Raw genomic sequence first — 23,105 nt, 5'->3', positions numbered from 1 at the left:
CGATCGCGAGCCTCTGCCGGGCCATCTCAGCTCACCGCCGATCGGTGCGCCTGGGCTCGCTGGAGGAAGGCTCGCGCTGCTGGGCGATCCAGGCTCGCACGTCGGAGATGGCGAACTTCAGATGCTTGCCGAACCGGTAGGCCGTGGGCCCTTTGCCGTGCACCCGCCAGTCGTAGACGGTGGAGATGGGGATGCCCAGGTAGGCCGCCAGCTCGGCAACGTCCATCAGGGGTTCGAGCCCCCAGCCGGCGGTGGGAGGGGAGGTTAGCTTGTCGTCGTGGATACTCATGCCCAGAAGGTGTGCACGACGATCCTGAACAATCGGGAGGAACCGAAACCGACGACGGCGACTCGCACGACAGGGCCGAATAACCGGCTCTAGAACGCTGAAAGTGGTGACGTAGTGATGACTTAATCAAATCTTTAACCTAAAAAGTCCCGGAAACCCTTGAGTTTCCGGGACTTTTGGTCGGGCTGACAGGATTTGAACCTGCGACCCCTTGACCCCCAGTCAAGTGCGCTACCAAGCTGCGCCACAGCCCGCCGCTTCCGCACAGCGATTCCAACATACGAAACCTGCGGAAGACAACTATAAGAGCTTACCGCTTTCTGAGAGGACCTATGAACACTTCGACGCTGTCGAAGAAGTCCGTGTCAGTTTGCAGCGCAGGACTCTGCGTAAGTCGACACAAGCGACTCAAGGCAGGGATTCCGAGTGGAATCGTTCTTGAACTAGCCGTGCAGCAGTTCGAATCCGATGCCGAACACAGCGGCCGGGCTTACCGCCTACTTTCTGCCTCGTGGCGCAGCCGTATCAGCCGCTGCGGGCCATCCTCTTTCAGATCGGCCAAGTCGCTGCGTGAGGAGAGAAAGTCGGTGAAGGACCGGAAGCCGAGCGGCTTCTCGTTGAACGAAGGGTCCATACGGCGCATCTGGTTCTTGATCGTGCCCGTGTTGAGCCATTCGTCGGCGTCTCCCTTGGCGTGACCGATCTGCAGCGCCCGCACCAGGAGCTCCGTGGCCAGTGTCTGTGGGTCAATGTCGTCGCCGGCCTCAGGCTCGTCGAACTGCGCATCCTCGGTGTGCGAGAACATGGGATTCGTCGCGAACAGACGGGCCTGGATGGGCGCCGGGTCGGGTGCAATCTCGGCAGCTTCTGGAGCCTTCCGGCCTGCTTTGGGCCTCTCCGAATTGGTCGTGCCGGTCGTTTTGCCAATTCCGGGCAGCGAGTCGTAGTCCTCAAACTCGTCGCATGCAGCGGCGAGTGAGGTGCTCGTTGATCCCGCGACACCGATGCCGACCACGAAGCGCCCCAGCCGCTTCGACTTCTGGGCCAGGGCGATGTAGTCCGAGTCGCCGGCGATGATGATCACGTGAGTCAGGTCGGGCAGGCGAAAGAGGTCTTCGACCACGTCGACGGCCAGTCGGATGTCGGCACCGTTCTTCGTTCCCCGGGTGGTCGTGGTGAACAGCTGGGTCAGGTCCACCGCTCGAGACATGAGCTGGCGCTGGTAACTCGCATTGACCGGCACTGACCAGTCGGCGTAGGCCCGGTTCACGACCAGGGTGCCAAATGACGCGGCAAAGTCGATGATGGCGTTGAAGTCCACCGTCGCGGAGGCGAGCCGCGCGGCGACCTCGGGGTCGGCATCCGCACTCGACTTATTGAAATCACGGATGCCGTCGCGCTGGAAAGCATTACGCCCGTGCAGCTGCTGGTAACGCGAGATGACGATGTTGTCAAAATCGATGTAGAGGCCGACGCGCGCATCGTTCGGTTCAGTCATAGTGAGCTCCTTAGCCACAGGCGGAAGACTCAGTTGCGATCCGGTGCCTCCAGTCTGCGCCGAGCGGCGGGGCGAGGGCAACTCGGGATCCGACTTGCGCCAGCAACTGACCGCGATGAGCGCTGAATCCATGTCGAATCCCCATACTTTTCGGCGGCGCCGACGCGCCCGTCGGGGATTTGCGGGCTGGCCGCGAACTGGAGCTCGGGGGAGCGCGACTGCTCGTGATCGGCGGCATTTCCGCGGTGTGCGGTAATCGGTATTGTCGGCGGGGCGTGAGGAACCAGCTTGCTGAAAACGCTCGCGGGCTACCGACTGCCAGCGTGCGACATCATATTCGGCGTGTAAGCCGAGGTGATCCGCTGCGCTTGGTCGGATTCATCGGTCTGATCGCCATGGGTGCGCACTGGCTTTCGGAGTCGAGGTCAGTATCCGTTGCGTGCCTGTTGCTAATCGGCGGCACCTCGCCGGGCTAGCTTTTAGCCACGTTTCAGATCGCGCCGGTTTTCGTCGGCTAGCAGCCGCACGACACGACACCCCTCACGGAGACGATCGTCGCCGCGTCCACATCCGTAGCGAGGTGGTTCATCATCACGGACGGCACCGTCGAACGGGTCAAGTCCTTTGAGCATGACTTTCCCCGCCGCCACCGCGGTGCTATGCGCTGGCGACGTACTTGTGCAGGTACGCGCGAAGCGCCGGATCGCAGACGTAGACGTAGGTCCCACGGATTCCGCGAGTCAGCAAAACCGCATAAATGTTGCTCACGAAGCGCAGGAGGTCGTCGTCATTGTAGGTCTTGCCGAGGACGCGATTGTTCTCTTTGCCCTTCTTGTCGAAATACGAATCTCGATCGACGAAGACACTGCGTCTGATGGGGTCGTAGCGAAGGTCAGGACCGATGACGACACCGGCATAATTGAGGTCGTATCCCTGCACGGTGTGGATCGATCCGACTTCGTCGAGCGACTTCGAGGATGCAATCCAGTCGGTCTGGGTGCTGTTCCAGCGCAGCGCGGTGCCGTCGATCTCGATGTCGTAGGCGGTCTTATCGGTCTTGGTCGTCCATGGCCAGGCAAATCCGGCCAGCAAGCGTGAAAGCCCGACTTCGGCATCCTTGCGGCGAATCTGCGCGCGCATGGCGGCGATGTCATCAAACATTCGAAAGTCATACCCTTCGAACGTCTTTGGAACGAGCGCGCCACTGCCCGTGGAGCCTGTGCCGAGAAGACGCCGAATATAGCCGACGTAGTCCGCACCAGCCTGCACGCGCATTTGCGAGAGGAGTGGGTGGTGACGTCGTGTGGCCTTCGCCACACTCACAAGCTGCCTGAGTATTTCGGGCGGCAGGTCGGAGGGCCGAACGCTCTGCTCAACGTCGAGCAAGAAAATCTGGTGCTTGCTCTTAGCTGTGATCCAATCGAGCTGCGTCTTCGAAGTGTCATCGGTTCCGAAGAGTTTTTGGGTGATTACGCTGAAATTCTTGTTCTGCACGCCGGAGGGTTGGTTGGCTCGTTGGTTCAAGCGGTGAGATTCGTCCACGATGAGCAGGTCGAAATTGTCGTCGGCAAATCCGACGTCGAACGCGGTCATCACCATGGCCGGGTTTAGGCCAGGCGTTTTGCGGAACACCTTCCTGATCGATTCACGCAGCGACTGCTGCGGCACCACAAAGCCGATGTTGATGCCAGTGAGCAGTTCGCGGTATCCGTCGACGAAGAACTCGGAGAATAGTGAGTCGCTGTCGAGGTCCTCGGTCGGAATCTTGCTGGCGATGTCGACGAGTAACTTGAGCAGGTAGATAGCGACAACGGTCTTGCCGGTCCCCGGCTCTCCTTGCACCACGATTGTGCTGTCCGTGTCTGACTCGAGATCGGCGAAGAAGCCCTCGAGTATTCCCTCGACAGCGATGGCTTGATCTTGCGTGAGTGCCTTGAACGGTGAAAGTTTGAACAGATCGCTGTTCTCGATCTCGGGAATACTCCTGGTAAATACTCCGTCGCTTTTGAGCTGGTCGAACACTTCGCGAAAGGTCTTTTGATAGAGGGCGCGATCGTAATAGTCGGCCTCGGTGATCCCGTCGTTTCTGTTCAGCACGCGGTAGGAACCGTCGCCGGCGAGCATCCGGATCAGATACGACTCCAAGTCGAGGCATACAGACTTATTGAACGTCGCATCCACGATCACTCGGATGGTACTCAGGTGTTGCTTTTCAGCGGAGGCGAAGTGCTGATGCATTCGCGCTGCCGCATTGCGGGATTCGCCAACATAGACGTCATCGAGTCGCCCTTCTCGCACAACGTCGCGTTCTGCCCTAGCGTTGTCAAGGACGTACACGACCGGCCAGTTGGTATTGCGGCGATCCCGAGGAGCCCAGACCTTGACGGCTTCTTGCGAGAAGTCGAATCGTTCTATCTCAAAGCGCGTCATACTTGGTGCTTCGCCCCCGAGCTTTACTGACTGGATACTTCTTTTTCGTCACCGTCAGCTTGTCCAGGACGATCTGATTCGGATCTGCACCGATGCGTTCAGCCAGCAGAAAGCAATACGTGAGGACGTCGGCAAGTTCCTCGCGCACTCGCTCGATGTCTGCATCGGGTGTCCATTGGAAACACTCGAGTAGCTCGGCGGCCTCGATGGAAATGCTCTTCGCAAGGTTCTCGGGGCTGTGAAACTGAGCCCAATCACGCTCGGCGACGAAGGCGGCGATCTCGTCGTGGACTGATGTTTCGGCCATGACGCAAATCTAGCAGGATCAATTTAGGCCTCGGTTCGGTTTGAAACGGCATATTCTAGGGCGACCTTTTGGGTCTGCTTCAGGCGATCGTCTGGCCCTCCTGCGTCAGCTATCACGTGCTGCTCTCGATCCGCGTCCCGCCAGTCGGGCGCGCGGTGAAAGAGCGAGGCCACGTACCATCAATGCATGCCCCCGCCTTCTCCGCTCCCGCGACGACACGGGCTCGATGCCGCGTGGGTGTGCACGCCGGAACGGTCGCAGCATCCGCTCTGGCAGACCATGGGGGCCTGGCTGGACGAGCGGTTGTCGGAGTTCGTGGACGTGGCTGGATTTCTGGCCCAGAAGCGTTTTGTCTATGACACCGGCGCGGCAGTCGGCGGCCGAGACCCATACCAGCCGTACACCTTTGTGTGGTTCCATCGCGATCTGGCCGAGGAGGCCGTTGTTCCGGGGCCCATTCATCTGATCTACCGCGACGATCGGATCGTGGTGATCGACAAGCCCGCTTTTCTCTCGTCTATTCCGCGCGGGCGCCACGTCGTGCAGAGCGTGGTGGTGCGCCTGCGCGCGGCGCTGCAGCTCCCGGAGCTCTCCCCGCTGCATCGGTTGGACCGGGTGACGTCGGGGCTGCTGGTTCTTTCGACCGAGCGACGGTGGCGCGGGGCGTATCAGTCGATGTTCCAACGCCACGAAGTGGAAAAGACCTACCGTGCGCTGGCGCCGCTGCTGCCCGGTCTCGACCTGCCCGTGACGGTGCGCAACCACCTCACGACGCGCCGTGGTCGGTGGCAAGCCGAGGTGCTGCCGGGCGTGCCGGCCAACGCCGAGTCGTCGATCGAACTCGAATCGGTGGTCGACGGCCTGGGCAGCTACCGGCTGACACCCCGCACCGGTCGCACGCACCAATTGCGCGTGCACATGCTCGGCTTGGGAATTCCCATCAGTAATGACCCCCTCTACCCCGTCGTGCAGGATGTCCCGCTCGACGATTTCACCCGTCCCCTGCAGTTGCTCGCGAATGAGTTGCGCTTCATCGACCCCATCGACGGGGGAGTGCGGCAGTTTGCCAGCCTGCGCACGCTTCCGCTTCGCAGTGAGGTCTCCTGAGCGAGCAGTTCCGCGGCACGCGGGTGAGGGAACGCATCTGATCATGATCGCTCCGGGGGGTCGACCGGAATTTGTCGTGCACCCGTGAAAGACGGATGCTTGAACCATGGAGCACACGAACGACACTTCACCCGACCACGCCGGGCCCGACCACGCCAACGCGGAGGCGGCATCCGCTGGTGGCGCCCCTCGTGATCCGGGCGCGGAGGAGAATTTCTGGGACGACCGCTACGCCGACATGGAGCAGCTGTGGAGCGGGAAGCCGAACGCGACGCTGACCACCGAGGCACGGGAATTGCCTGTCGGGCGCGCGCTGGATGTCGGCTGCGGCGAGGGAGCGGATGCCCTCTGGCTGGCGGAACACGGGTGGGACGTCACGGCGCTGGACGTGTCGGGGGTCGCGCTCGACCGCGCGGCCGCTCAGGCCGACGTTCGCAAAGTGACGGTGAACTGGCTACACGCCGGACTGGTCGAGGCGGCGCTACCGCAGGCGTCCTTTGATCTCGTCTCCGCGCAGTACGCCGCGCTGTTGCGCACCGATGGGAACGTTGCCGAGCATGCGCTGCTCGCGGCGGTCGCCCCCAATGGTGTGCTGATCTTCGTGCATCACCCCGCTCCGACGGCAGAGGAGGCCGCGAACCACGGTTTTCATGCCGACGACTACGTGGGCCCGGCGCAGGTCGCTGCCCTGCTCGACGCCAGCTGGCAGATTGAAGTCGACGAGACCCGGCCACGCCATGTAGCGACCGGAGCCGGGTCCCGTCACACCCACGACGTTGTCCTGCGGGCTCGACGACTGCGCTGATCGGCCGAATCCAGACCGTTATTGTGGCCGGCGCTCCGCGCCCGCAGGGATCGGTTCACCTCGCGCAGCGCTCGCGGTCTACGGGAGAGAAGCTGGCACCTGCATGTCTTCCTCGACCTCGTACCGGAGCCCCGGGCCGCGAGCGGTCTGCCGATAGGGTGGTGTCTATTATGCAGATTCGCGACATTGGCCTGTCGGTGCTCAAGGGCGGCCGTCACACCACGCGCGAAAACGTGCTGCTCGAAGCACACGGCCCGGCGGGGGACCGACACTTCGCGGTGGTTGACCTCGCAGAGGGCCGCGTGTTGAAGACCGTCGAGCATCCGCTCCTACTCACCTGCAGAGCCCGATGGGATGACGGGGTGCTGTCGATCGACATCGGCGGGCGGCAGGTGGCCGCAAAACCCGAGTCGAACGGTCAGAATCTCACACTCGACTATTGGGGTCGCGCCGTTTGCATGCACGTGGTCGGCGGGCCGTGGGCCCGGGCGTTTTCTCGTTTGCTTGGGAAGGATGTGGCTGTGGCGCAGATCAACGCCCCGGGAGGCGTGGTCTACGGCGACCCCGTCACCATCGTGACGACGAGTTCGCTTCGTCGGCTCGCCGATGAAGCGGCCACGACCATTGACGCTCGCCGGTTTCGATCGACGTTCACAATTGACACCGGCGACGCGGTTGCGCACGTGGAAGATTCCTGGGCTGGTCGCGAACTCGACCTGGGGAGCGCACGCCTGCTTGTGGGCGCCGGCATCCCTCGCTGCGCGGTGATCGACTCGGAGCCCGACACTGGCGCGCGCGGCACGAACCTGCTGAAGACCCTCGCACGCTATCGCCTGAGCGGAAGCGACATTCCATTCGGCGTCTACGCCCAGGTCATTCGCCCGGGGATCGTTGGCTGCGGCGATCAGCTGCGGATACTCCCCGGTAGCTGACGAAAGGCCGGGCTTACGTTGACTCTGCCCGTGGTTGGCATCAGTGCCGGCCTCGACGCGGCAGTGGGTCAGGGAGCGATCTGCTTGACCGGGCGCATGAGGATCTCCTGGATGAGCACATTGGCCGGCTGCAGTTCAGCACACCGTACAGGTTTGCATCGATCATTGACTTCCAGTCAGCGGGGTCGCTGCTCTCAAATGGCGAATTGATGCCGAGACCGGCGTTGTTGAGGAGCAGATCCACGCCACCGAAACGGCTCTCTCGCTTGTGGTGAGGCAAGGAGGGTGACCCGGCGCTGATGCATCAGGTTGTGGAAGCAGAGGACACGGTGCATCTCTAGACCCGATAGACGCTGGAGAACCCAGACTTGCACGAATACTCAACTGTACAGTCGAGGGCTTCGACCGCGCCCACTCTGTGCCACGCTGGGAGCATGGACCTTGAGGTGTCGCCGGCGCTGACCATTCCCGAGCGCGAACTCGGCTGGCGGTTCTCGCGGTCGTCAGGACCCGGCGGCCAGCACGTGAACACCTCCGACAGCCGGGTCGAACTGTTCTGGAACATCACCGAGTCCATGGTGCTTTCGGCTGACCAGCGGATGCTGCTGCTCACCCGCCTCGAGCATCGTCTCGTCGCCGGGGTGGTCACCGTCGCGGCCAGCGAGCAGCGCTCCCAGCTGCGCAATCGCGAGTCAGCCCTGCGGAAACTCGCCGACCTGGTGATCGCGGGGCTGGAACCGGAAGCGCCCGCCCGCCGCCCTACCAAACCCACCCGCGGCTCAGCGAGGCGACACCTCGCCGTCAAGCAACAGCGCTCAGCCACCAAACGCAACCGGCAGCGACCGCCGGCCGAGTAACGGTCATGACGGTCAGCATCCGCTTGGTCGGCGTCGTTACCGCGGGAGCAGCATCTGCCGAAAATACGCGGCCAACTCCGCTGTCGCGGTCAGGGGCAGCACGTGCGCGACGTACTGGTCGGGACGCACCACGACAATGGCGCCGCCCTGGCTGATGCCGCGTTCCTCGAAAATGTCGTGTCGGGGGTCGGTGGCGTACACCTTTTCGTAATCGATCAGCCCGAACGGGCCGGTTTTGGGCAGGAATGCTTCATCAACCTGGCCGAGGTCTATCTCGGTGTGCGTCTGCTGGTAAACCACCTTGATGTCGAAGACGCTGTCGATGTCGGCCTCGGTCGGGGTGTGTGCGCGCAGGGGAGAATCGGCGGAGGTGCGAAGCCACTCTGCCCAGTCGGCCAGTGCAGAGCGATCGGCGTCCGCGAACGCATACACACGCCAGCGGCCGTCGGCACGGTGGTGGTGGCCGAGCTGAACCGGGTTGGCGTCGCCGACGCGCACGACCGGGGCAGACTTGAAGCGCTTACCGATGGGAAATCCGGTGGCGAGTGACTGGTGGGTCGCTTCGCCGATCAGCATCGACGGCGGGTATTGGGTCATGAAGCCGGCCGGAAACTCGGCCGTCTGGGTGTAGAAATCTTCGAGCGGCACCTTCAGGTCTTCCGGCTTCGTTGCCATCAGGGTCGACCACTCCTTATCGAAGTCGATGAGGTTCTTGGCGATGACCTGGCGCTCGGCCGAATACGTACTGAGCAGGCTGTCGGGGCTACGCCCGTCGAGCACGTAGGCGAGTTTCCAGCCCAGGTTGAAGCCGTCCTGCATCGACACGTTCATGCCCTGGCCAGCCTTGGCGCTGTGCGTGTGGCAAGCGTCACCCAGGATGAAAACACGTGGTGAGCGGATGTTGATCTCCTCGGGAAGCAGATCGTCGAATCGGTCGGTGAGGCGGTGGGCGACCTCGTACACGCTGTGCCAGGCAACGTTTTTTACGTCGAGCGTGTAGGGGTGCAGAATGGCGTTCGCCTTCACGATGATCTCGTCGATCGTCGTCTTGCGCACCGCGCCATCGTCGTCGGGGGAGACGTCGCCGAGGTCGACGTACATGCGAAACAGGTAGCCGCCCTCGCGCGGAATGTGCAGGATGCTTCCGCCGGTCCCGGACTGGATGGCGCACTTGGTGCGAATGTCGGGGAAGTCCGTGACAGCGAGCACGTCCATGACGCCCCACGCGTGGAAGGCCTGGTCGCCGGCGAGCGTGCAGCCGATGGAGTCGCGCACGGCGCTATGGGCACCATCGGCGCCGACCACGTACCTGGCGTGCACGATGCGCTCCTGGCCCTGTTTTTCACCCGTCGTGTGCACCAGCGTCACCGTGACCGGATACTCGCCGTGGTTACTGTTGGTGAGGCTGAGAAAGTCCAAGCCGAAATCCGGCTTCATGCGGGTGGGGGAATTCGCCATCACTTCAGCGAAGTAATCCAACACGCGTGCCTGGTTGACGATGAGGTGCGGGAATTCGCTGACGCCGCTGGGATCATCGATGGCGCGGGCCGAGCGGATGATGTTCGCCGGATTGCTGGGGTCCGGCTTCCAGAACGCCATCTCGGTGATGCGGTAGGCCTCGGCGATGATGCGCTCGGCGAAACCGAAGGCCTGAAAGGTCTCGACGCTGCGGGCCTGGATTCCGTCGGCCTGTCCGATCGTGAGGCGTTCGCCGCGGCGCTCCACGATCCGCGTCGTGATGCCCGGAAACTGGGAGAGCTGGGCGGCGGTGATCATGCCGGCCGGGCCCGTTCCCACGATCAGAACGTCGACGTTGTCGGGCAGCTCGTCGGGGCGATCGATCCCGACTCCGGCAGCGTCCTGCGTGCGGGGATCGGTCGACACGTATCCGTGGTGGTGAAACTGCACGGCTTCCTCACTTCTCTGTGTGGCTGTTCTGCGTGGTTTCTCGGTGGCGGTAGCGTACCGCACACCACCGATGCCTGTTCGATAATAGAACTCGGTGTTCTATTATCGTTTGCAGAATCATATCGGGCAGCACGAGATTCGCACACGCGCACGAAGAAGCATCCGCGGTGAGCGGGCGGCGCGTTCTTTTTTTCGGGCGGAGGGGGCTACGGCTTCCGCGTGCCCGAGTGGCGGGATTCGCCGACTGGTTCGTGGCCTGACACATCTGCCCTTGACAATCTGCTTGTTGTTGACGACTGTGTCGGCAGGTCCGTAGATCGACGGACTGCCCTCGACGGACAAGGAGTCACCATGGTTACCAGCATCTTCGTCAATCTCCCCACCAGCGACCTTGAACGCTCAAAGGCGTTCTATTCGGGGCTCGGCTGGGGCATCAACCCGTTGTTCTCCGACGAAAACGCCGCCTGTGTCGTGATCGATGAGAATCTCTATCTGATGGTGCTCACCCGGGACTTCTTCAGCAGCTTTACCGACAAGCCGATTGTCGATCCCAAAACCGCGCTGCAGGTCGAGACGGCATTCAGCCGTGATTCCCGAGCAGACGTCGATGCCATTCTGGAGAAGGCGGTCGCCGCCGGAGGTACGGAGCACCGTGAGCCGCAGGACTACGGCTTCATGTATGCGCGCGACTTTGAGGACCCGGACGGCAACCTGTTCAGCGCACTCTGGATGGACCCGGTCGCCGCCAGGATCGGCCCCGAGGCGTTCGCGGCCCTGCAGTCAACGGGCGTCTGATCCTTCGGTGACGGCACCCGACTACGGTCAGCCGTCGCGCGACGGCGTCGCGGTCCGTACGCACATTCGACGGCGCGTCGGCGGGAGATACTAAAGGGATGGAAGACAAAGACACCCTCGCTGATTTTCTGCGCTCGGCCAGGGCCCGACTCACGCCAGCTGATGTCGGCCTGCCGTTAAACCTCCACGCGGCCGCCAGACGGGTGCCCGGACTGCGCCGCGACGAAGTGGCCGGGCTGGCCGGCGTGAGCGTGGATTACTACGCACGGATGGAGCAGGGCCGGGTGACGCAGGCGTCTGATGCGGTGGTGAACGCGCTCGCCGAGGTACTGCACCTGAACGAGGCAGAGCGCACCTACCTGTTCTCGCTGTTGTCGACGTCGACCGGCGGGCGCACCCAGCAGCGACGGCGCACCCACAGCGTGCGGTCGTCGGTGCGCACCATCATGGATTCGATCACCGGGCAGCCCGCGTTCGTCCTTGGTGTGGGGATGGACGTGTTGGCCATGAACGACCTCGCCAAGCTGCTGCTGAAGGACTTCACGCAGGGCGCCGGGCTCCAGCGCAGCCTCGCCAGGTGGACCTTCCTCGATCCGGCGGCGCGTGCACTGTACCTGGACTGGGACGACGTCGCCTGCGACGTGGTGGCTCTGCTGCGGCACGACGCACGCTCCCACCCGAACGACCGTGCGCTCAACGAGCTGATCGGCGAACTGACCGTCAAGAGCGACGAATTCCGCGGCTGGTGGAGCCAGCACCGCGTGTGGAAATGCACATTCGGGCTCAAGCGTTTCGTGCACCCGATCGTGGGCCGTGTCGACGTGGACTACGAGACCTTCCCGGTTCCGGGCGAACCCGACCAACAGCTTTTCGTTTACAGCACCCAACCGGGGTCCACCTCGAGCGACGCCCTGCGCATTCTGGCCTCCTGGCGCACAGACCAGACGGATGACGCCGCGCTCGAGTCCGTTCGCTGACGCTTTAGAACCCTTCGGGCAGACGTGGCAGGTACGGCGCCTCCAGTCGCGCGCGCTCCGAGGCGCTGAGCTCGAGATCGAGTGAGGCGATGGCATCGTCGAGGTGCTGCTGCTTGGTGGCGCCCACAATCGGCGCTGTCACAGCGGGGTTGCCCGACACCCAGGCCAGAGCGATCTGCGCTCGCGGCACGCCGCGCTCGGCAGCGATGTCGGCGACGACCGATGCAACAGCACGATCGCCCTCCTCCGCCTGCGCGTAGAGGGTCTGGCCGAACAGGTCCGTCTCGGTGCGGGCGGTCGTTTCGTCCCAGTCCCGAGTGAGCTTTCCACGCGCAAGCGGGCTCCACGGGGTGAGGCCGATACCGGCATCCACTGCGAGCGGGAACATCTCCCGCTCCTCTTCTCGGTTGATCAGGTTGTACTGGCTCTGCATCGACGCAAACGGGGTCCAGCCGTTCACCTGCTGCAGGCGCAGCGCCTTGGCGAATTGCCAGGCGAACATCGACGAGGCCCCCAGGTAGCGTGCCTTGCCCGAGCGCACCACGTCGTGCAGGGCCTCGAGCGTCTCCTCAAGGGGGGTGAAGGGGTCGAAGCGGTGCACGATGTACAGGTCCACGTAGTCCAGGTCGAGCCGGCGCAGGCTGTTGTCGATTTCCTGCAGTACCGCTTTGCGTGACAGGCCGCGCTGGTTGGGGCCTTCGCCGACGGGTGCGTACACCTTGGTCGCTACGACGGCCTCGTCCCGGTTGGCGTATTCCTTGAGTGCGCGGCCGAGGATTTCTTCGCTCGACCCGGCCGAGTACCCGTTCGCGGTGTCGAAGAAGTTGATCCCGGCTTCAACCGCCTGCCGGATGAACGGCCGGCTGGTCTCCTCGGTCAGCGTCCAGGCGTGGTTGCCACGTTCCGGCTCGCCATAACTCATGCATCCCAAGGCGACCGGGGAGACATCCAGGCCGGTGCTGCCGAACTTCACGTACTTCATGAGACTCCTTTAATGACGGATGCCCCGGGCCGCCTCAAATGCTGCGGCCCGGGGCAGTTCGTACCGGGGATTTATCGATCCGCGGAGCGATTGCGGATCGGAGCGCTTACGCGCCGACGCGGGTCTCGTTGGCGAACGAGGCAACGTCGATGACGAAACGGTAGCGCACGTCGCTGCGGATGACCCGCTCGTATGCTTCGTTCACCTGGTCGACCGTGATGACCTCGATGTCGGCGCCGATCCCGTGGGCGGCACAAAAGTCGAGCATCTCCTGGGTCTGGCGGATGCCGCCGATCTTCGAGCCCGCGATGGAGCGACGCTGCGAGGCGAGCCAGAACATCTTCACGCTATCGGGTTCCGTGGGAATTCCAACGTGCACGAGCGTGCCGTCCAGCGCGAGCAGCTGCAGGTACCGTTCCATGTCGAGGTTTGCGGCCACGGTGTTCACGATGAGGTCGAAGTGGTTCTCGAGCTCGGTGAACGTGGTCGGGTCGCTCGTGGCGTAGTAGTGGTCTGCTCCGAAACGCAGGCCGTCTTCCTGCTTGCTCAGCGTCTGGCTGAGTACGGTGACTTCAGCGCCGAGCGCGTGGGCGATCTTCACACCCATGTGCCCGAGGCCGCCCATGCCGAGGATGGCGACCTTCTTGCCGGGGCCGGCCTTCCAGTTCTTGAGCGGCGAGTAGAGGGTGATGCCGGCGCAAAGCAGGGGAGCGGCTTCGGAGAGCTCGATGCCCTCGGGAATGCCGAGTACGTAGTTCTCGTCGACAACGACGGCGGTGCTGTAACCGCCGTTGGTTGCCGTGCCGTCGTAGTAGCGGTCGTTGTAGGTGCCGACCTCGCCCTTCAGGCAGTACTGCTCTTCGCCGGCGAGGCAATTGACGCACTCGCGGCAGGAGTCCACGAAGCAGCCGACGCCGACGCGGTCGCCCACCTGGTAGCGGCTGACGTCGCTGCCGACGGCGGAGACGATGCCGGCAATCTCGTGGCCGGGAACCATCGGGAACAGTCCCACGCTCCACTCGTCGCGGGCCTGGTGGATGTCGGAGTGGCAGATGCCCGCAAACTTGATGTCGATGGCCACATCGTGGGCGCCGGGAGTGCGTACCTCGATCGTGGTGCGTACGAGAGGCTGGCCGGCCGCGGGGGCGGCGAGGGCGGGAATAGTGGTCGTCATAAAGAAGTCCTTCAATGCCGGTGGTGGAATGCGGGGGAACCCCGTGCCGTGGCACGTGTCGACGGTGACATCCGCTGCTTCAACGCTACGCCGTGTCAGCCCTTTTGTCAGGACAGAGGGGGGCACTGATTGACCCACCCACCAATCTGATCGGGCGAGACCTAGGCCTTCTGCACGGTGATGGTCCAGGCGGCGTCGCCGACGCGGTCGAAATTGGTGACCGGGTAACCTGCCTCCGCGGCCCAACGCGGTAAGGCATCCGTCGCCTGGGTGCAGTCGAAATTGATAACCAGCTCATCGCCGACATCGAGCAGGGCAATGGTTTCTTTGGCCTCGACGATGGGGAACGGGCAGACCTGACCGTCGGTTTCAAGTATGTGAACTGCCATGGTGAATCTCCTTGTTGGGTGGGGAATGGTTGAACTGGAATATGGCGCAGGGTGATGGACGCTAGCGGCGAACGGATGTCCGTGTCGCGTGCGCCGTCTGAGTGGGTGAACCCAGCGCTGCTGCACCCTGCCCGGGCGACTCGCGGGCCGCCGCGTTTCGGGCGGAGCGTGCCTTGGAAGGTCCGGTGATGAAAAGCCGGGTGGCGAGGCCGGTGCCGAGGATCATGAAGCCGAAGGCCACCCAGCCTTGAAGCTGGAAGGAAGCCGTGTTGACCATGGCATTACCGATGGTGCAACCGCCCGCCAGGCTGGCGCCGATCCCCATGAGGGCACCGCCGGCGATGCTGCGAACGGTGGTGACGGCGTCTGGAATTCGAATGCGGAATTCTCCGCTGCCCTTGGCGGCGATGAAGGCACCGGTGAGGATTCCGAGCACCAGATAGACACCCCAGTCGATGACCTCGGCGTCGCCGCTCACGAGATAGTTGACGATGTTCGATGACGGGCCAGTGATTCCGAGACCGGCTTCGCGGCCGGTGGCCCAGCTCAGCGGCCAGGCCAGAATCGCGAGGCCGGCGATCACGAGCGCGGTAGTGAACGCGCCCCACTGCTTCTCGAAGAGGAGGTGAGCGATTCCGTGTTTGCGGGGCGGCAGGGTGGCCAGGCGTGCTCCCGGGCGTTTGCGCAGGTGATGCCGGGCCAGCAGAACGACCGCGGTGGCGAGCAGGGTGACCATGAGCCAGGGCGAGACGCCGAGCAGCCCGTGCACAGTCGAGGCCTCCACCGTCACGCTGCGGATGCCTGAAACCCCGGTCGCCAGCACGCCGGTCTTCGAGATCGCGGAGAACAGCGCATAGAAGATGAGGGCCAGCCAGCTGCCCACCAGGCCCTCACCGGCCCGGTAGTAGGTGCCCGTGGCGCAGCCGCCCGCGAGCACGATGGCGAAGCCGAAGAGGAAGGCGCCGAGAACCGTGGCGAGCCAGGGAAAGGCGCTGGACGACAGCGAGATAACGCCGACGGCATCCAGGGTGAATACCCCGACGCTCTGCACGGCGATAACAATGAGAAAGGCCGTGAGCCAGCGGGTGTTGCCGGTGACCCAGAGATCGCGGAATGCACCGGTCACGCAGAAACGACCGCGTTGCATCGCGAAACCGAGGGCAATGCCCAGGACCAGACCGGTGAGAAGCATGTCGTATCCCCGTTCGTGTCGCGCCCTCCGCGAAGTCGTGAAGGCACTACCGACGCTACGACTCATTGACGACTCGGCGGCTCAGAAGTCGTGCAGTGACCGTGTGCGACGACACATTTGACTGCCACGCTGTGGAGTGTTACTAATCGCGGGCATGGACGCGCGAAGGTCGACGGTGATCGCGCCAGGAACCCACCACGCAAACACATCTCCGGTGTTTCACCGGGGGAAGCGATTTCGGGCGGCCTGCAGGCGAGCGGCTACGATTGGCCCATGAGCGACTTTGACGGGTTGCGGCCGGCCAGTCGGGGTTTCTTCGCCCGCGATGTGCTCGAGGTTGCACCGGAGCTTCTCGGCTGCGTCCTCCAGCGCACCGATCCCGAGGGCACCGTCTCCATCCGGATTTCCGAGGTTGAGGCGTATGCGGGCGAACGTGATCCCGGTGCCCATGCATACCGGGGTAAGACGAATCGGAACAAGACCATGTTCGGTGCGCCCGGGCATATCTACTGCTATTTCACCTACGGGATGCATCACGCTCTGAATCTGGTCACCGGGCCGCTCGGGCAACCATACGGTTGCCTCATTCGAGCCGGTGACGTCATTGCGGGCGCCGGTCTGGCCCGCGCCCGTCGCGAGCGGAAGCCACGGAAGATTCCGCTATCGGAACATGCCCTGGCGCGCGGTCCCGGGTGCGTTGCGCAAAGCTTTGGGGCTGACCTCAACAACGATGGCGACGATCTTTTTGACGGCCAATGGCGTCTCCTCATCCCGGAAAATGGAGCTGTGTTGCCACATGCGCGAGGTCCACGTGTCGGCCTCAGCGGGCCAGGCGGTGATGGAACCGCGTTTCCCTGGCGGTTTTGGCTAACGGATGCGCCCTCTGTCTCGGCATACAAGCCCGGACGCAGGTAGGACCGTCCCGGACTCCGACTGCTCTACGCGGTATGTCAGTTCATTCTTTGAGTGCGGTACGCTGTGCCGCATGAAAGCTGCCGTGTACCGTCGGTACGGACCACCGAACGTGATCCGGGTAGAGGATGCCTCGGCGCCGGTTCCCGACAGCGACGAGCTGCTGGTGCGAGTCTTCGCGTCAACGGTGAACCGCACGGACTGCGGGTTTCTGAGCGGCAAACCACGCATCGTACGCGTGTTCAGCGGGCTGCGAGTGCCCCGCGCGCCAATTCTCGGTTGCGAGTTCGCCGGCGAAGTCGCGAGTGTCGGTGCCGGCGTGACCGCCTTTGTGGTCGGCCAACGCGTGTTCGGCTATAACGGCGTGAAATTCGGCGGCCACGCGGAGTACGTCACCATCGCCGAAACCGGACTCGTGGCCGAGATTCCGGCGGGATTGGCCTATGCCGAGGCCGCGCCGACCATCGAGGGCGCCCATTACGCGCTCAATATGATTCGCGCGGCGAAGATCACGGTCGGGCAGAATGTGCTGGTCAACGGCGGTACGGGAGGTATCGGCTCAGCCGCCGTGCAACTGCTCGCACACCTCGGCGCTCGCGTCACGGCGGTCTGCGCCACGGCGCACCTGTCCACGGTGCAATCGCTGGGCGCGGAGCGAGTTGTGGATTACACCCGGGAGGATTTCACGGCGCTCGATGACCAGTTCGATGTGGTGCTCGACGCGGTCGGCAAGAGCTCCTTCGGGCGCTGCCGTCGGCTGCTCGCGCCGGGCGGCTTCTACGTCTCGTCGGAATTGGGCCCGATGTGGCAGAACCCGGTGCTGGCACTGACGACGCCGCTGCTGAGAAAGAAACGGGTGCTGTTTCCCATTCCGAAAGACACCCGAGCTGACGCGCTTTTTCTCCAGGGATTGATCGAGACCGGCGAGTTTCGGCCGCTACTGGACCGCAGCTTTCCGCTGGAGAAGATTCGTGAGGCCTACGAGTACGTGGCGGCCGGTCAGAAGATCGGCAACGTTGTCATCCGCGTGCGCGACGAGACGCCTCCGGCGTAGGTTCGGCGGCCTGGCGCTCGCGGAAGGCGATCATGTTCATGCGGTTGCCGCAGCGCACGCTGCAAAAACGCTTGGACCCGTTGCGGGAAAGGTCGAGAACCAGGCCGGTGCAGGCATCCGCTGCGCAGATTCGCAGGCGTCCCATCTCGTCGCTGCGGATCACATCGATCAAGGCGAGGGCAGCCTCGACGCGCATCCGCTCGCCGAGCGGCGCCTCGGGCACGGTCGCGTGCAGATGCCAATCCGACACGTCGTGCCGCGCGAGTTGGGGGAGTGCCCTGGCCTCGCGCAAGATGCGGTTGACCTCGATGACGGCGTCGTCGCGGTCGAGTGTCCAGACTCGCCGCAACAGGGCGCGGGTCTGCCGCACATCGCGCAGTTCGGCGGCGTCGGCGTCGATGCGGCCCGTGAACGGGATCGGGGCGAGCAACGCGGCGAGGTCGGCGAGCGTCTCGAGCTCGTCACGGCCACTGCGGGAGGCCCCGGGGTCGGTATCGCCGAGCGCCACCACGAATTCGAGGGCCCCCTCGGTGTCAGGGGCAAAATGCAAGTTGACTCCTTGTGATTCCAGTCATATTGTCAGAGGTGTAAGCCAGTTTAGACCATGACAAGATGGACCGGAGGGCTCCCATGCAGCTGTCATCGATTCCCGGCGGCCTGATGGTCGCAGCGGTCGCCGCTGTCTCCTTCGGTACCTCCGGTGCACTGGTCAAGCCGATGCTTGAGGCCGGATGGTCGCCGACGGCGGCGGTCACCGCCCGCGCAATGACCGCCGGACTTGTGTTGCTGCCGCTGGCGCTGTATTCGCTGCGCGGGCGCTGGGCGGCGCTCTGGCGGGGCCGGTGGCGGGTGCTCGGCATGGGGATGGTCGGTGTGGCGTGCACGCAACTCGCCTATTTCGCTGCCCTACAGACCATTCCGGTCTCGACCGCGCTGCTCATTGAATTTCTTGCCCCGCTGCTCCTCGTCGCCTTCGTCTGGGTGACGACACAACGGATGCCGCGCCGCACCGTTCTGCTCGGCTCGGCTCTCGCCGTGGCCGGCCTGGCGCTTGTCATCGGGCCCGGTGCGATTCGCGCCGTCGACCCCGTGGGTGTGCTGTTCGCGTTCGGGGCCGCGGTTGCCTGCGCGGTCTTCTTCGTCGTGGCCGCACGCCCAGCGGAGGGGCTGCCGCCGATCGCGCTCGCGGCGTTCGGGCTGCTGGTCGGCGGTGTGGCACTCGGCCTGCTCGGCGTCACGAGACTGCTGCCGTTCACGGCGTCATTTGCAGACCTGTCGTTGCTCGGAGCGGTGACACCCTGGTGGGTGCCGCTCCTCGCGCTCGCCGTCATCAGCACGGCGATCGCCTACGCGGCGGGGATCACCGCGGCCGGGGTGCTCGGGTCGAGGCTCGCGTCATTCGTCGGGCTCCTCGAGGTGATCTTCGCGTCTCTGTTCGCGTGGTTGTTGCTGGGCGAACTGCTCACGCCACTCCAACTGTTCGGCGGGCTGCTCATCCTGGGCGGTATTGCGGCCGTGGGGGAGGAACGCGTCGAGCTGGCCGCAAAGTCGCGAGTGCCGGACGAACCGGAACAGCACGAGGCGAGCGCCGCGGGGGAATCGACGGTTGCAACGTCCGCTCGCTGAACGGATCAGGGTCCCCGCACGTTGCCCCGCCCCGCGGTCGGCGGCGGGGCAACGTGCGGCGTTCTCTGGTCGACTCCGAGACCACCGCGACCTAGGCTGGCAGCCATGACCGGCAAGAAAGACCGCAGCGACTCTCGACGGAATGTGGCCCACTACGAGATTGACCGGATGCTGCCCCCCGGGCGCGTCGATATTCCCGAGCCCCGGCAGAACACGCCCGAGCAGAACACGCCCGAGCAGAACACGCCCGAGCAGAACACGGCCGGGCAGTCCGTGATGGAGGCGCGCGCCCAGTACGTGGAAATGGCTATTCAACAGGCTATTCGCCGCGGCGAGTTCGACAACCTGCCCGGAGCTGGCAAGCCACTGACGAATCTCGAGCGCGGCTACGACCCGGACTGGTGGATTCGCCAGAAGATCGAACGCGAGAAGATCACCGGTCTCGGGCCGCCTGCCCTCACCCTGCGCACCGAGAATGTCGAGCTCGACGCCCGCCTCGACCAAGCACACTCCGAGGCCGCAGTGACAGCGATTCTCAATGATTTCAACAGCCGCGTCGTGTCGGCACGCCGTCAGTTGCAGGGCGGGCCACCGGTAGTCACACCCACCCGCGATGTGGCAGGACAGCTCACGCTCTGGCGGGATCGCCGGGCAGCGCGAAGCGAGGCCGCGCGGCAGGAGCGCGACCGCGAAGCAGCCGCGCTCGCCGCGATGACCTGGCGTGAACGCCGCCGCGCTCGCTCCCGTTGAACCACCTTCGCGCCGGCCGTGAAATCACGACGGAATAACCGTGTCCCGGGGAATGGAAACATTCCCGCGCCTGTGGTGTTGGGCCTCATATGAAGACCATTGTGTATCGCGAGACCGGTGACCCGTCTGTACTTCAACTTGTCGATCGGCCGGTGAGCGATCCCGGGGCTGGCGAGGTGCGCGTGCGGATCGTGGTGAGTGGGGTGAACCCGACCGATTGGAAATCGCGCCGTGGCTCGGCACCGGGGGAGCCGCTCGCGTTCGCCGACGTCGTACCGAACCAGGATGGCGCCGGGGTCGTCGATGCCGTCGGCAGCGGAGTTTCGAATGTGGCCGTCGGTGACCGAGTCTGGCTCGCCCTCGCCGCGTACCAGCGAGCGCAGGGCGGCACCGCCCAAGAGTACGCGGTGCTCCCGGCAGACCACGTTTTTCTTCTGCCCACGCCGGCCAGTTTCGATCAGGGAGCCAGCCTCGGCGTGCCGGCGATCACCGCCTACCGGGCGCTGACGGTGGCCGAAGACGGGCCGCGGCGGCTGCATCCGGGGGCGCTTGACGGCAAGATCGTGCTCGTGGCTGGCGGTGCCGGTGCTGTCGGTCACGCAGCCATACAGCTCGCCGGCTGGGCGGGCGCTACCGTGATAACGACCGTGAGTGGGCCGGAGAAAGGAGCGCTGGCGACGGCCGCCGGCGCACACCACGTGCTCATCTATACCGACTCCGATGTCGCTGATGAGATTCGACGAATTGCGCCAGACGGCGTGGATCTCATCGTCGAGGTCGCCCCAGCCCAGAACTCCACCCTCGACCTCGCCGTTATTCGCAACCGCGGATCGATCGCGGTCTACGCCAATAATGGCGGCGACGAGATGACCCTCGACGTGCGCAAGCACTTCAGCCTGAACGTGCGCTATCAGTTCGTGCTGCTCTACACGGTCGGCGCCGAGGTCGTGCTACAAGCTGCCGCCGGCATCAATGAAGCACTGGTCGATGGCGCGCTGGCTATCGGAGCGGATGCCGGGCTGCCGCTGCATCGCTTTGACCTGGCGCACACAGCGGGTGCGCACGCCCTCGTCGAAAGCGGCGTCACCGGTAAGGTTCTCATCGACGTGTCGGCGGGCTGACCGCCATGCTGGCTTGAATGCAGAGAGCACCCTCGTCGTGAACGACGAGGGTGCTCTCTGGTATGGCTTAGGCCCTAGTACTCGCGGCGCGGAGCCCGCGGCGGGCGATCGCCCTGCTCGGCCGAGCGCGACGCTCCGCCCTTGTCAGCACGCAGCTCGATCAGTTTGCCGCTGATGCGGGTGTTCTCCAGCTTGGAGAACACGTCGCTCGACAGATCAGCGGGCAGCTCGACCAGCGAGAATTCCGGCAGAATCTTGATGTGCCCGAAGTCGTCACGGCTCAGGCCGCCTTCGTTTGCCAGGGCGCCGACAATCTGACGTGGCTCTACCTTGTGGCGCTTGCCGACCTCGATGCGGTACTGCGCCATTGGCTTGCCGCTGGAACGCACCGGGCGTTCGCTGCGCACCGGCCGGTCATCGCGGGCGCCGTAGCTGCCGCGATCGTCGCGGCTGCTGCGGTCGTCGCGGCCAAATCGGTCTGAGCGGTCCGGGCGGTCTGAGCGGCCACCACGTTCCGGACGGTCGCCGCGTTGTTCCGAGCGCTCGACCCGCTCGTCGCGTTCGACGCGCTGCTGCGCCCGAACATCCTCGGCCGAGAGCAGCAAGGGAGTCTCGCCCTGCGACACCACGGCGAGGGCCGCGGCCACGTCAACCTCCGGCACGTCGTGGTGGGACACGTAGTGCGCGATGATGTCGCGGAACTTGCTGATGCGATCGGTCTCGTCGAGTGCTGCGGTGATCGCATCGTCGAAGCGATTCAGGCGCGTGACATTGACGTCTTCTACGCTCGGCAGCTGCATCTGCGTCAGCGGCTGACGGGTGGCTTTTTCGATTGCGCTGAGCAGGCGCCGTTCGCGCGGCGTGACGAAGCTGATGGCTGCGCCACTGCGGCCGGCGCGGCCGGTACGGCCGATTCGGTGCACGTAGGATTCGGTGTCAATCGGAATGTCGTAGTTGACCACGTGGCTGATGCGCTCCACGTCGAGGCCGCGAGCGGCGACATCCGTTGCCACCAAAATGTCGAGCTTGCCGCTCTTGAGCTGGTTGACCGTGCGCTCGCGCTGCACCTGCTGCACGTCGCCGTTGATCGCCATGGCGGAGTAGCCGCGGGCGCGAAGCTTTTCGGCGAGCAGCTCGGTCTCGTTCTTCGTGCGGGCGAAGATGATCATGCCCTCGAAGTTTTCCACTTCGAGAATGCGGGTGAGCGCATCGAGCTTCTGCGGGTACGACACCATCAGGTAGCGCTGGGTGGTGTTCGACGAGGTGGTGGTCTTGGTCTTGACGGTGATCTCGGCGGGATCGTGCAGATATTTCTGGGAGATGCGGCGAATCTGCGCGGGCATCGTGGCCGAGAACAGGGCTACCTGCTTGTCGTCGGGGGTGTCGGCGAGAATCGTTTCGACGTCTTCCGCGAACCCCATCTTGAGCATCTCGTCGGCCTCGTCGAGCACCAGGTACTTGAGCTCCGAGAGGTCGAGGGTGCCCTTTTCGAGGTGATCCATGATGCGGCCGGGAGTACCGACGACGATGTGCACTCCGCGACGCAAGGCCGACAGCTGGACGCCGTAACCCTGTCCGCCGTAGACGGGCAGCACGTGCACGCCGCGAATGTGGGCGCCGTACTTCTCGAAGGCCTCACACACCTGCAGCGCGAGCTCGCGCGTGGGCGCGAGCACGAGGGCTTGCGGGTTCTTCTGCGAGAGGTCGAGTCGGTTCAGAATAGGCAGCGCGAACGCAGCCGTCTTACCGGTACCGGTCTGGGCGAGCCCGACAACGTCGCGACCCTCCAAGAGCGGGGGGATTGTGGCGGCCTGGATGGCCGAGGGGGTTTCGTAGCCAACGGCTTTGAGCGCCTTGAGCATGGCGTCATTGAGCCCGAGATCGGCAAATGTCTTGGATGCAGTGGCAGTTTCTGCCTCGTTCTGCGCTGCGGTGTCTGGTGCGGTCATGCTACCAACGGTAGTCGAAGAGTTCGTCCTCGGCGTAAAGGCTCGTGGGCA

23 protein-coding genes and 1 tRNA gene are annotated in these 23,105 nt (G+C 64.2%); 11 read left to right on the top strand and 13 right to left on the bottom strand.

All coding sequences use genetic code 11. The features are described 5' to 3' along the window. Positions 1-31: 31 nt before the first annotated feature. The 5 genes from E3T50_RS15005 to E3T50_RS14985 all read right to left on the bottom strand — a co-directional run bounded on the left by E3T50_RS15005 (position 32) and on the right by E3T50_RS14985 (position 4,524). Positions 32-289 (bottom strand): helix-turn-helix domain-containing protein, encoded by a 258-nt coding sequence (locus tag E3T50_RS15005; protein WP_241990951.1) that lies wholly within the window; start codon positions 287-289, stop codon positions 32-34. Between the two features lie 177 nt (positions 290-466). Beyond that, positions 467-543: transfer RNA gene (locus tag E3T50_RS15000), tRNA-Pro, on the bottom strand. Between the two features lie 236 nt (positions 544-779). After that, a complete protein-coding gene (locus tag E3T50_RS14995) occupies positions 780-1,787 on the bottom strand; it encodes an NYN domain-containing protein (protein WP_134553005.1) in 1,008 nt (335 codons plus the stop codon). Positions 1,788-2,444: 657 nt separating this feature from the next. Next, positions 2,445-4,217: a DUF2075 domain-containing protein gene (locus E3T50_RS14990; RefSeq protein ID WP_134553003.1), complete on the bottom strand. Its 1,773-nt coding sequence runs from the start codon at positions 4,215-4,217 to the stop codon at positions 2,445-2,447. Then, positions 4,204-4,524 carry a nucleotide pyrophosphohydrolase gene (locus E3T50_RS14985; protein WP_134553001.1) on the bottom strand — a complete coding sequence of 107 codons (321 nt, stop codon included), beginning with the start codon at positions 4,522-4,524 and terminating at the stop codon, positions 4,204-4,206. The genes E3T50_RS14990 and E3T50_RS14985 overlap by 14 nt, the downstream gene beginning before the upstream one ends. 186 nt (positions 4,525-4,710) lie before the next feature. Here E3T50_RS14985 and E3T50_RS14980 point away from each other — a divergent pair, with 186 nt between their 5' ends. From E3T50_RS14980 to E3T50_RS14970, 3 genes are all read left to right on the top strand, one after another. Then, positions 4,711-5,631, top strand: coding sequence for a pseudouridine synthase (locus tag E3T50_RS14980; protein ID WP_134552999.1), 921 nt, complete (start codon positions 4,711-4,713; stop codon positions 5,629-5,631). 106 nt (positions 5,632-5,737) lie between these two features. Next, entirely contained in the window at positions 5,738-6,436 is a 699-nt protein-coding gene (locus E3T50_RS14975; protein WP_134552997.1) for a class I SAM-dependent methyltransferase, read from the top strand. 170 nt (positions 6,437-6,606) lie between these two features. Next, the gene (locus E3T50_RS14970) at positions 6,607-7,368 is read left to right on the top strand and encodes an MOSC domain-containing protein (RefSeq protein WP_134552995.1); all 762 of its coding nucleotides are present in this window, start codon (positions 6,607-6,609) and stop codon (positions 7,366-7,368) included. A 40-nt stretch (positions 7,369-7,408) separates the two neighbouring features. Here the strand turns inward: E3T50_RS14970 and E3T50_RS17010 are convergent, their stop codons facing one another. Further along, positions 7,409-7,648 carry an SDR family NAD(P)-dependent oxidoreductase gene (locus E3T50_RS17010; protein WP_420898736.1) on the bottom strand — a complete coding sequence of 80 codons (240 nt, stop codon included), beginning with the start codon at positions 7,646-7,648 and terminating at the stop codon, positions 7,409-7,411. Between the two features lie 154 nt (positions 7,649-7,802). On the opposite strand from E3T50_RS17010, the gene arfB reads away from it, so the two are divergent. Beyond that, positions 7,803-8,225 carry an alternative ribosome rescue aminoacyl-tRNA hydrolase ArfB gene (gene arfB / locus E3T50_RS14960; protein ID WP_134552993.1) on the top strand — a complete coding sequence of 141 codons (423 nt, stop codon included), beginning with the start codon at positions 7,803-7,805 and terminating at the stop codon, positions 8,223-8,225. A gap of 36 nt (positions 8,226-8,261) precedes the next feature. Here arfB and E3T50_RS14955 read toward each other — a convergent pair whose 3' ends face one another. Then, a complete protein-coding gene (locus E3T50_RS14955; RefSeq protein WP_134552992.1) occupies positions 8,262-10,133 on the bottom strand; it encodes an FAD-binding monooxygenase in 1,872 nt (623 codons plus the stop codon). A gap of 351 nt (positions 10,134-10,484) precedes the next feature. On the opposite strand from E3T50_RS14955, the gene E3T50_RS14950 reads away from it, so the two are divergent. After that, a complete protein-coding gene (locus tag E3T50_RS14950) occupies positions 10,485-10,928 on the top strand; it encodes a VOC family protein (protein ID WP_134552990.1) in 444 nt (147 codons plus the stop codon). 98 nt (positions 10,929-11,026) lie between these two features. Beyond that, the gene (locus E3T50_RS14945; RefSeq protein ID WP_134552988.1) at positions 11,027-11,905 is read left to right on the top strand and encodes a helix-turn-helix transcriptional regulator; all 879 of its coding nucleotides are present in this window, start codon (positions 11,027-11,029) and stop codon (positions 11,903-11,905) included. A gap of 4 nt (positions 11,906-11,909) precedes the next feature. On the opposite strand, the gene E3T50_RS14940 is transcribed toward E3T50_RS14945, so the two are convergent. From E3T50_RS14940 to E3T50_RS14925, 4 genes are all read right to left on the bottom strand, one after another. Then, the gene (locus E3T50_RS14940) at positions 11,910-12,887 is read right to left on the bottom strand and encodes an aldo/keto reductase (RefSeq protein ID WP_134552986.1); all 978 of its coding nucleotides are present in this window, start codon (positions 12,885-12,887) and stop codon (positions 11,910-11,912) included. A gap of 106 nt (positions 12,888-12,993) precedes the next feature. Then, positions 12,994-14,061 (bottom strand): NAD(P)-dependent alcohol dehydrogenase, encoded by a 1,068-nt coding sequence (locus E3T50_RS14935; RefSeq protein WP_134552984.1) that lies wholly within the window; start codon positions 14,059-14,061, stop codon positions 12,994-12,996. A 161-nt stretch (positions 14,062-14,222) separates the two neighbouring features. Beyond that, positions 14,223-14,450, bottom strand: a complete 228-nt coding sequence (locus tag E3T50_RS14930) for a sulfurtransferase TusA family protein (RefSeq protein WP_134552982.1) — start codon at positions 14,448-14,450, stop codon at positions 14,223-14,225. Between the two features lie 61 nt (positions 14,451-14,511). Next, entirely contained in the window at positions 14,512-15,642 is a 1,131-nt protein-coding gene (locus tag E3T50_RS14925) for a YeeE/YedE family protein (RefSeq protein ID WP_134552980.1), read from the bottom strand. Positions 15,643-15,915: 273 nt separating this feature from the next. Between E3T50_RS14925 and E3T50_RS14920 the strand changes: the two genes are divergently transcribed. Both E3T50_RS14920 and E3T50_RS14915 read left to right on the top strand, forming a co-directional pair. Next, positions 15,916-16,557 carry a DNA-3-methyladenine glycosylase gene (locus E3T50_RS14920; protein ID WP_134552979.1) on the top strand — a complete coding sequence of 214 codons (642 nt, stop codon included), beginning with the start codon at positions 15,916-15,918 and terminating at the stop codon, positions 16,555-16,557. A gap of 70 nt (positions 16,558-16,627) precedes the next feature. Beyond that, positions 16,628-17,608 (top strand): NAD(P)-dependent alcohol dehydrogenase, encoded by a 981-nt coding sequence (locus E3T50_RS14915; RefSeq protein ID WP_134552977.1) that lies wholly within the window; start codon positions 16,628-16,630, stop codon positions 17,606-17,608. Here E3T50_RS14915 and E3T50_RS14910 read toward each other — a convergent pair. After that, positions 17,574-18,158, bottom strand: a complete 585-nt coding sequence (locus E3T50_RS14910; RefSeq protein ID WP_134460987.1) for a CGNR zinc finger domain-containing protein — start codon at positions 18,156-18,158, stop codon at positions 17,574-17,576. The two genes, E3T50_RS14915 and E3T50_RS14910, sit on opposite strands and share 35 nt — an antisense overlap. A gap of 80 nt (positions 18,159-18,238) precedes the next feature. On the opposite strand from E3T50_RS14910, the gene E3T50_RS14905 reads away from it, so the two are divergent. From E3T50_RS14905 to E3T50_RS14895, 3 genes are all read left to right on the top strand, one after another. After that, positions 18,239-19,234, top strand: a complete 996-nt coding sequence (locus tag E3T50_RS14905) for an EamA family transporter (protein WP_134552975.1) — start codon at positions 18,239-18,241, stop codon at positions 19,232-19,234. 105 nt (positions 19,235-19,339) lie between these two features. Beyond that, complete coding sequence (locus E3T50_RS14900; RefSeq protein ID WP_241990950.1) at positions 19,340-19,984, top strand: DnaJ family domain-containing protein; 645 nt, start codon at positions 19,340-19,342, stop codon at positions 19,982-19,984. 89 nt (positions 19,985-20,073) lie between these two features. Next, positions 20,074-21,105, top strand: coding sequence for an NADPH:quinone reductase (locus tag E3T50_RS14895; protein ID WP_134552973.1), 1,032 nt, complete (start codon positions 20,074-20,076; stop codon positions 21,103-21,105). Positions 21,106-21,179: 74 nt separating this feature from the next. Here E3T50_RS14895 and E3T50_RS14890 read toward each other — a convergent pair whose 3' ends face one another. Next, the gene (locus E3T50_RS14890) at positions 21,180-23,054 is read right to left on the bottom strand and encodes a DEAD/DEAH box helicase (protein WP_134552971.1); all 1,875 of its coding nucleotides are present in this window, start codon (positions 23,052-23,054) and stop codon (positions 21,180-21,182) included. Between the last annotated feature and the right edge of the window lie 51 nt (positions 23,055-23,105).

It is taken from the genome of Cryobacterium gelidum (assembly GCF_004403985.1).
Taxonomy (GTDB): Bacteria; Actinomycetota; Actinomycetes; order Actinomycetales; family Microbacteriaceae; genus Cryobacterium; species Cryobacterium gelidum.
Note: the sequence above shows the minus strand (reverse complement) of the source record. Positions and strands in the feature narration are given on the sequence as shown.

Bases quoted from the DNA above. Each gene is read 5' to 3' on its own strand.
- E3T50_RS15005 (WP_241990951.1), bottom strand. From the start codon at position 289: ATGAGTATCCACGACGACAAGCTAACCTCCCCTCCCACCGCCGGCTGG.
- E3T50_RS14995 (WP_134553005.1), bottom strand. From the start codon at position 1,787: ATGACTGAACCGAACGATGCGCGCGTCGGCCTCTACATCGATTTTGAC.
- E3T50_RS14990 (WP_134553003.1), bottom strand. From the start codon at position 4,217: ATGACGCGCTTTGAGATAGAACGATTCGACTTCTCGCAAGAAGCCGTC.
- E3T50_RS14985 (WP_134553001.1), bottom strand. From the start codon at position 4,524: ATGGCCGAAACATCAGTCCACGACGAGATCGCCGCCTTCGTCGCCGAG.
- E3T50_RS14980 (WP_134552999.1), top strand. From the start codon at position 4,711: ATGCCCCCGCCTTCTCCGCTCCCGCGACGACACGGGCTCGATGCCGCG.
- E3T50_RS14975 (WP_134552997.1), top strand. From the start codon at position 5,738: ATGGAGCACACGAACGACACTTCACCCGACCACGCCGGGCCCGACCAC.
- E3T50_RS14970 (WP_134552995.1), top strand. From the start codon at position 6,607: ATGCAGATTCGCGACATTGGCCTGTCGGTGCTCAAGGGCGGCCGTCAC.
- arfB (WP_134552993.1), top strand. From the start codon at position 7,803: ATGGACCTTGAGGTGTCGCCGGCGCTGACCATTCCCGAGCGCGAACTC.
- E3T50_RS14950 (WP_134552990.1), top strand. From the start codon at position 10,485: ATGGTTACCAGCATCTTCGTCAATCTCCCCACCAGCGACCTTGAACGC.
- E3T50_RS14945 (WP_134552988.1), top strand. From the start codon at position 11,027: ATGGAAGACAAAGACACCCTCGCTGATTTTCTGCGCTCGGCCAGGGCC.
- E3T50_RS14940 (WP_134552986.1), bottom strand. From the start codon at position 12,887: ATGAAGTACGTGAAGTTCGGCAGCACCGGCCTGGATGTCTCCCCGGTC.
- E3T50_RS14935 (WP_134552984.1), bottom strand. From the start codon at position 14,061: ATGACGACCACTATTCCCGCCCTCGCCGCCCCCGCGGCCGGCCAGCCT.
- E3T50_RS14930 (WP_134552982.1), bottom strand. From the start codon at position 14,450: ATGGCAGTTCACATACTTGAAACCGACGGTCAGGTCTGCCCGTTCCCC.
- E3T50_RS14925 (WP_134552980.1), bottom strand. From the start codon at position 15,642: ATGCTTCTCACCGGTCTGGTCCTGGGCATTGCCCTCGGTTTCGCGATG.
- E3T50_RS14920 (WP_134552979.1), top strand. From the start codon at position 15,916: ATGAGCGACTTTGACGGGTTGCGGCCGGCCAGTCGGGGTTTCTTCGCC.
- E3T50_RS14915 (WP_134552977.1), top strand. From the start codon at position 16,628: ATGAAAGCTGCCGTGTACCGTCGGTACGGACCACCGAACGTGATCCGG.
- E3T50_RS14905 (WP_134552975.1), top strand. From the start codon at position 18,239: ATGCAGCTGTCATCGATTCCCGGCGGCCTGATGGTCGCAGCGGTCGCC.
- E3T50_RS14900 (WP_241990950.1), top strand. From the start codon at position 19,340: ATGACCGGCAAGAAAGACCGCAGCGACTCTCGACGGAATGTGGCCCAC.
- E3T50_RS14895 (WP_134552973.1), top strand. From the start codon at position 20,074: ATGAAGACCATTGTGTATCGCGAGACCGGTGACCCGTCTGTACTTCAA.
- E3T50_RS14890 (WP_134552971.1), bottom strand. From the start codon at position 23,054: ATGACCGCACCAGACACCGCAGCGCAGAACGAGGCAGAAACTGCCACT.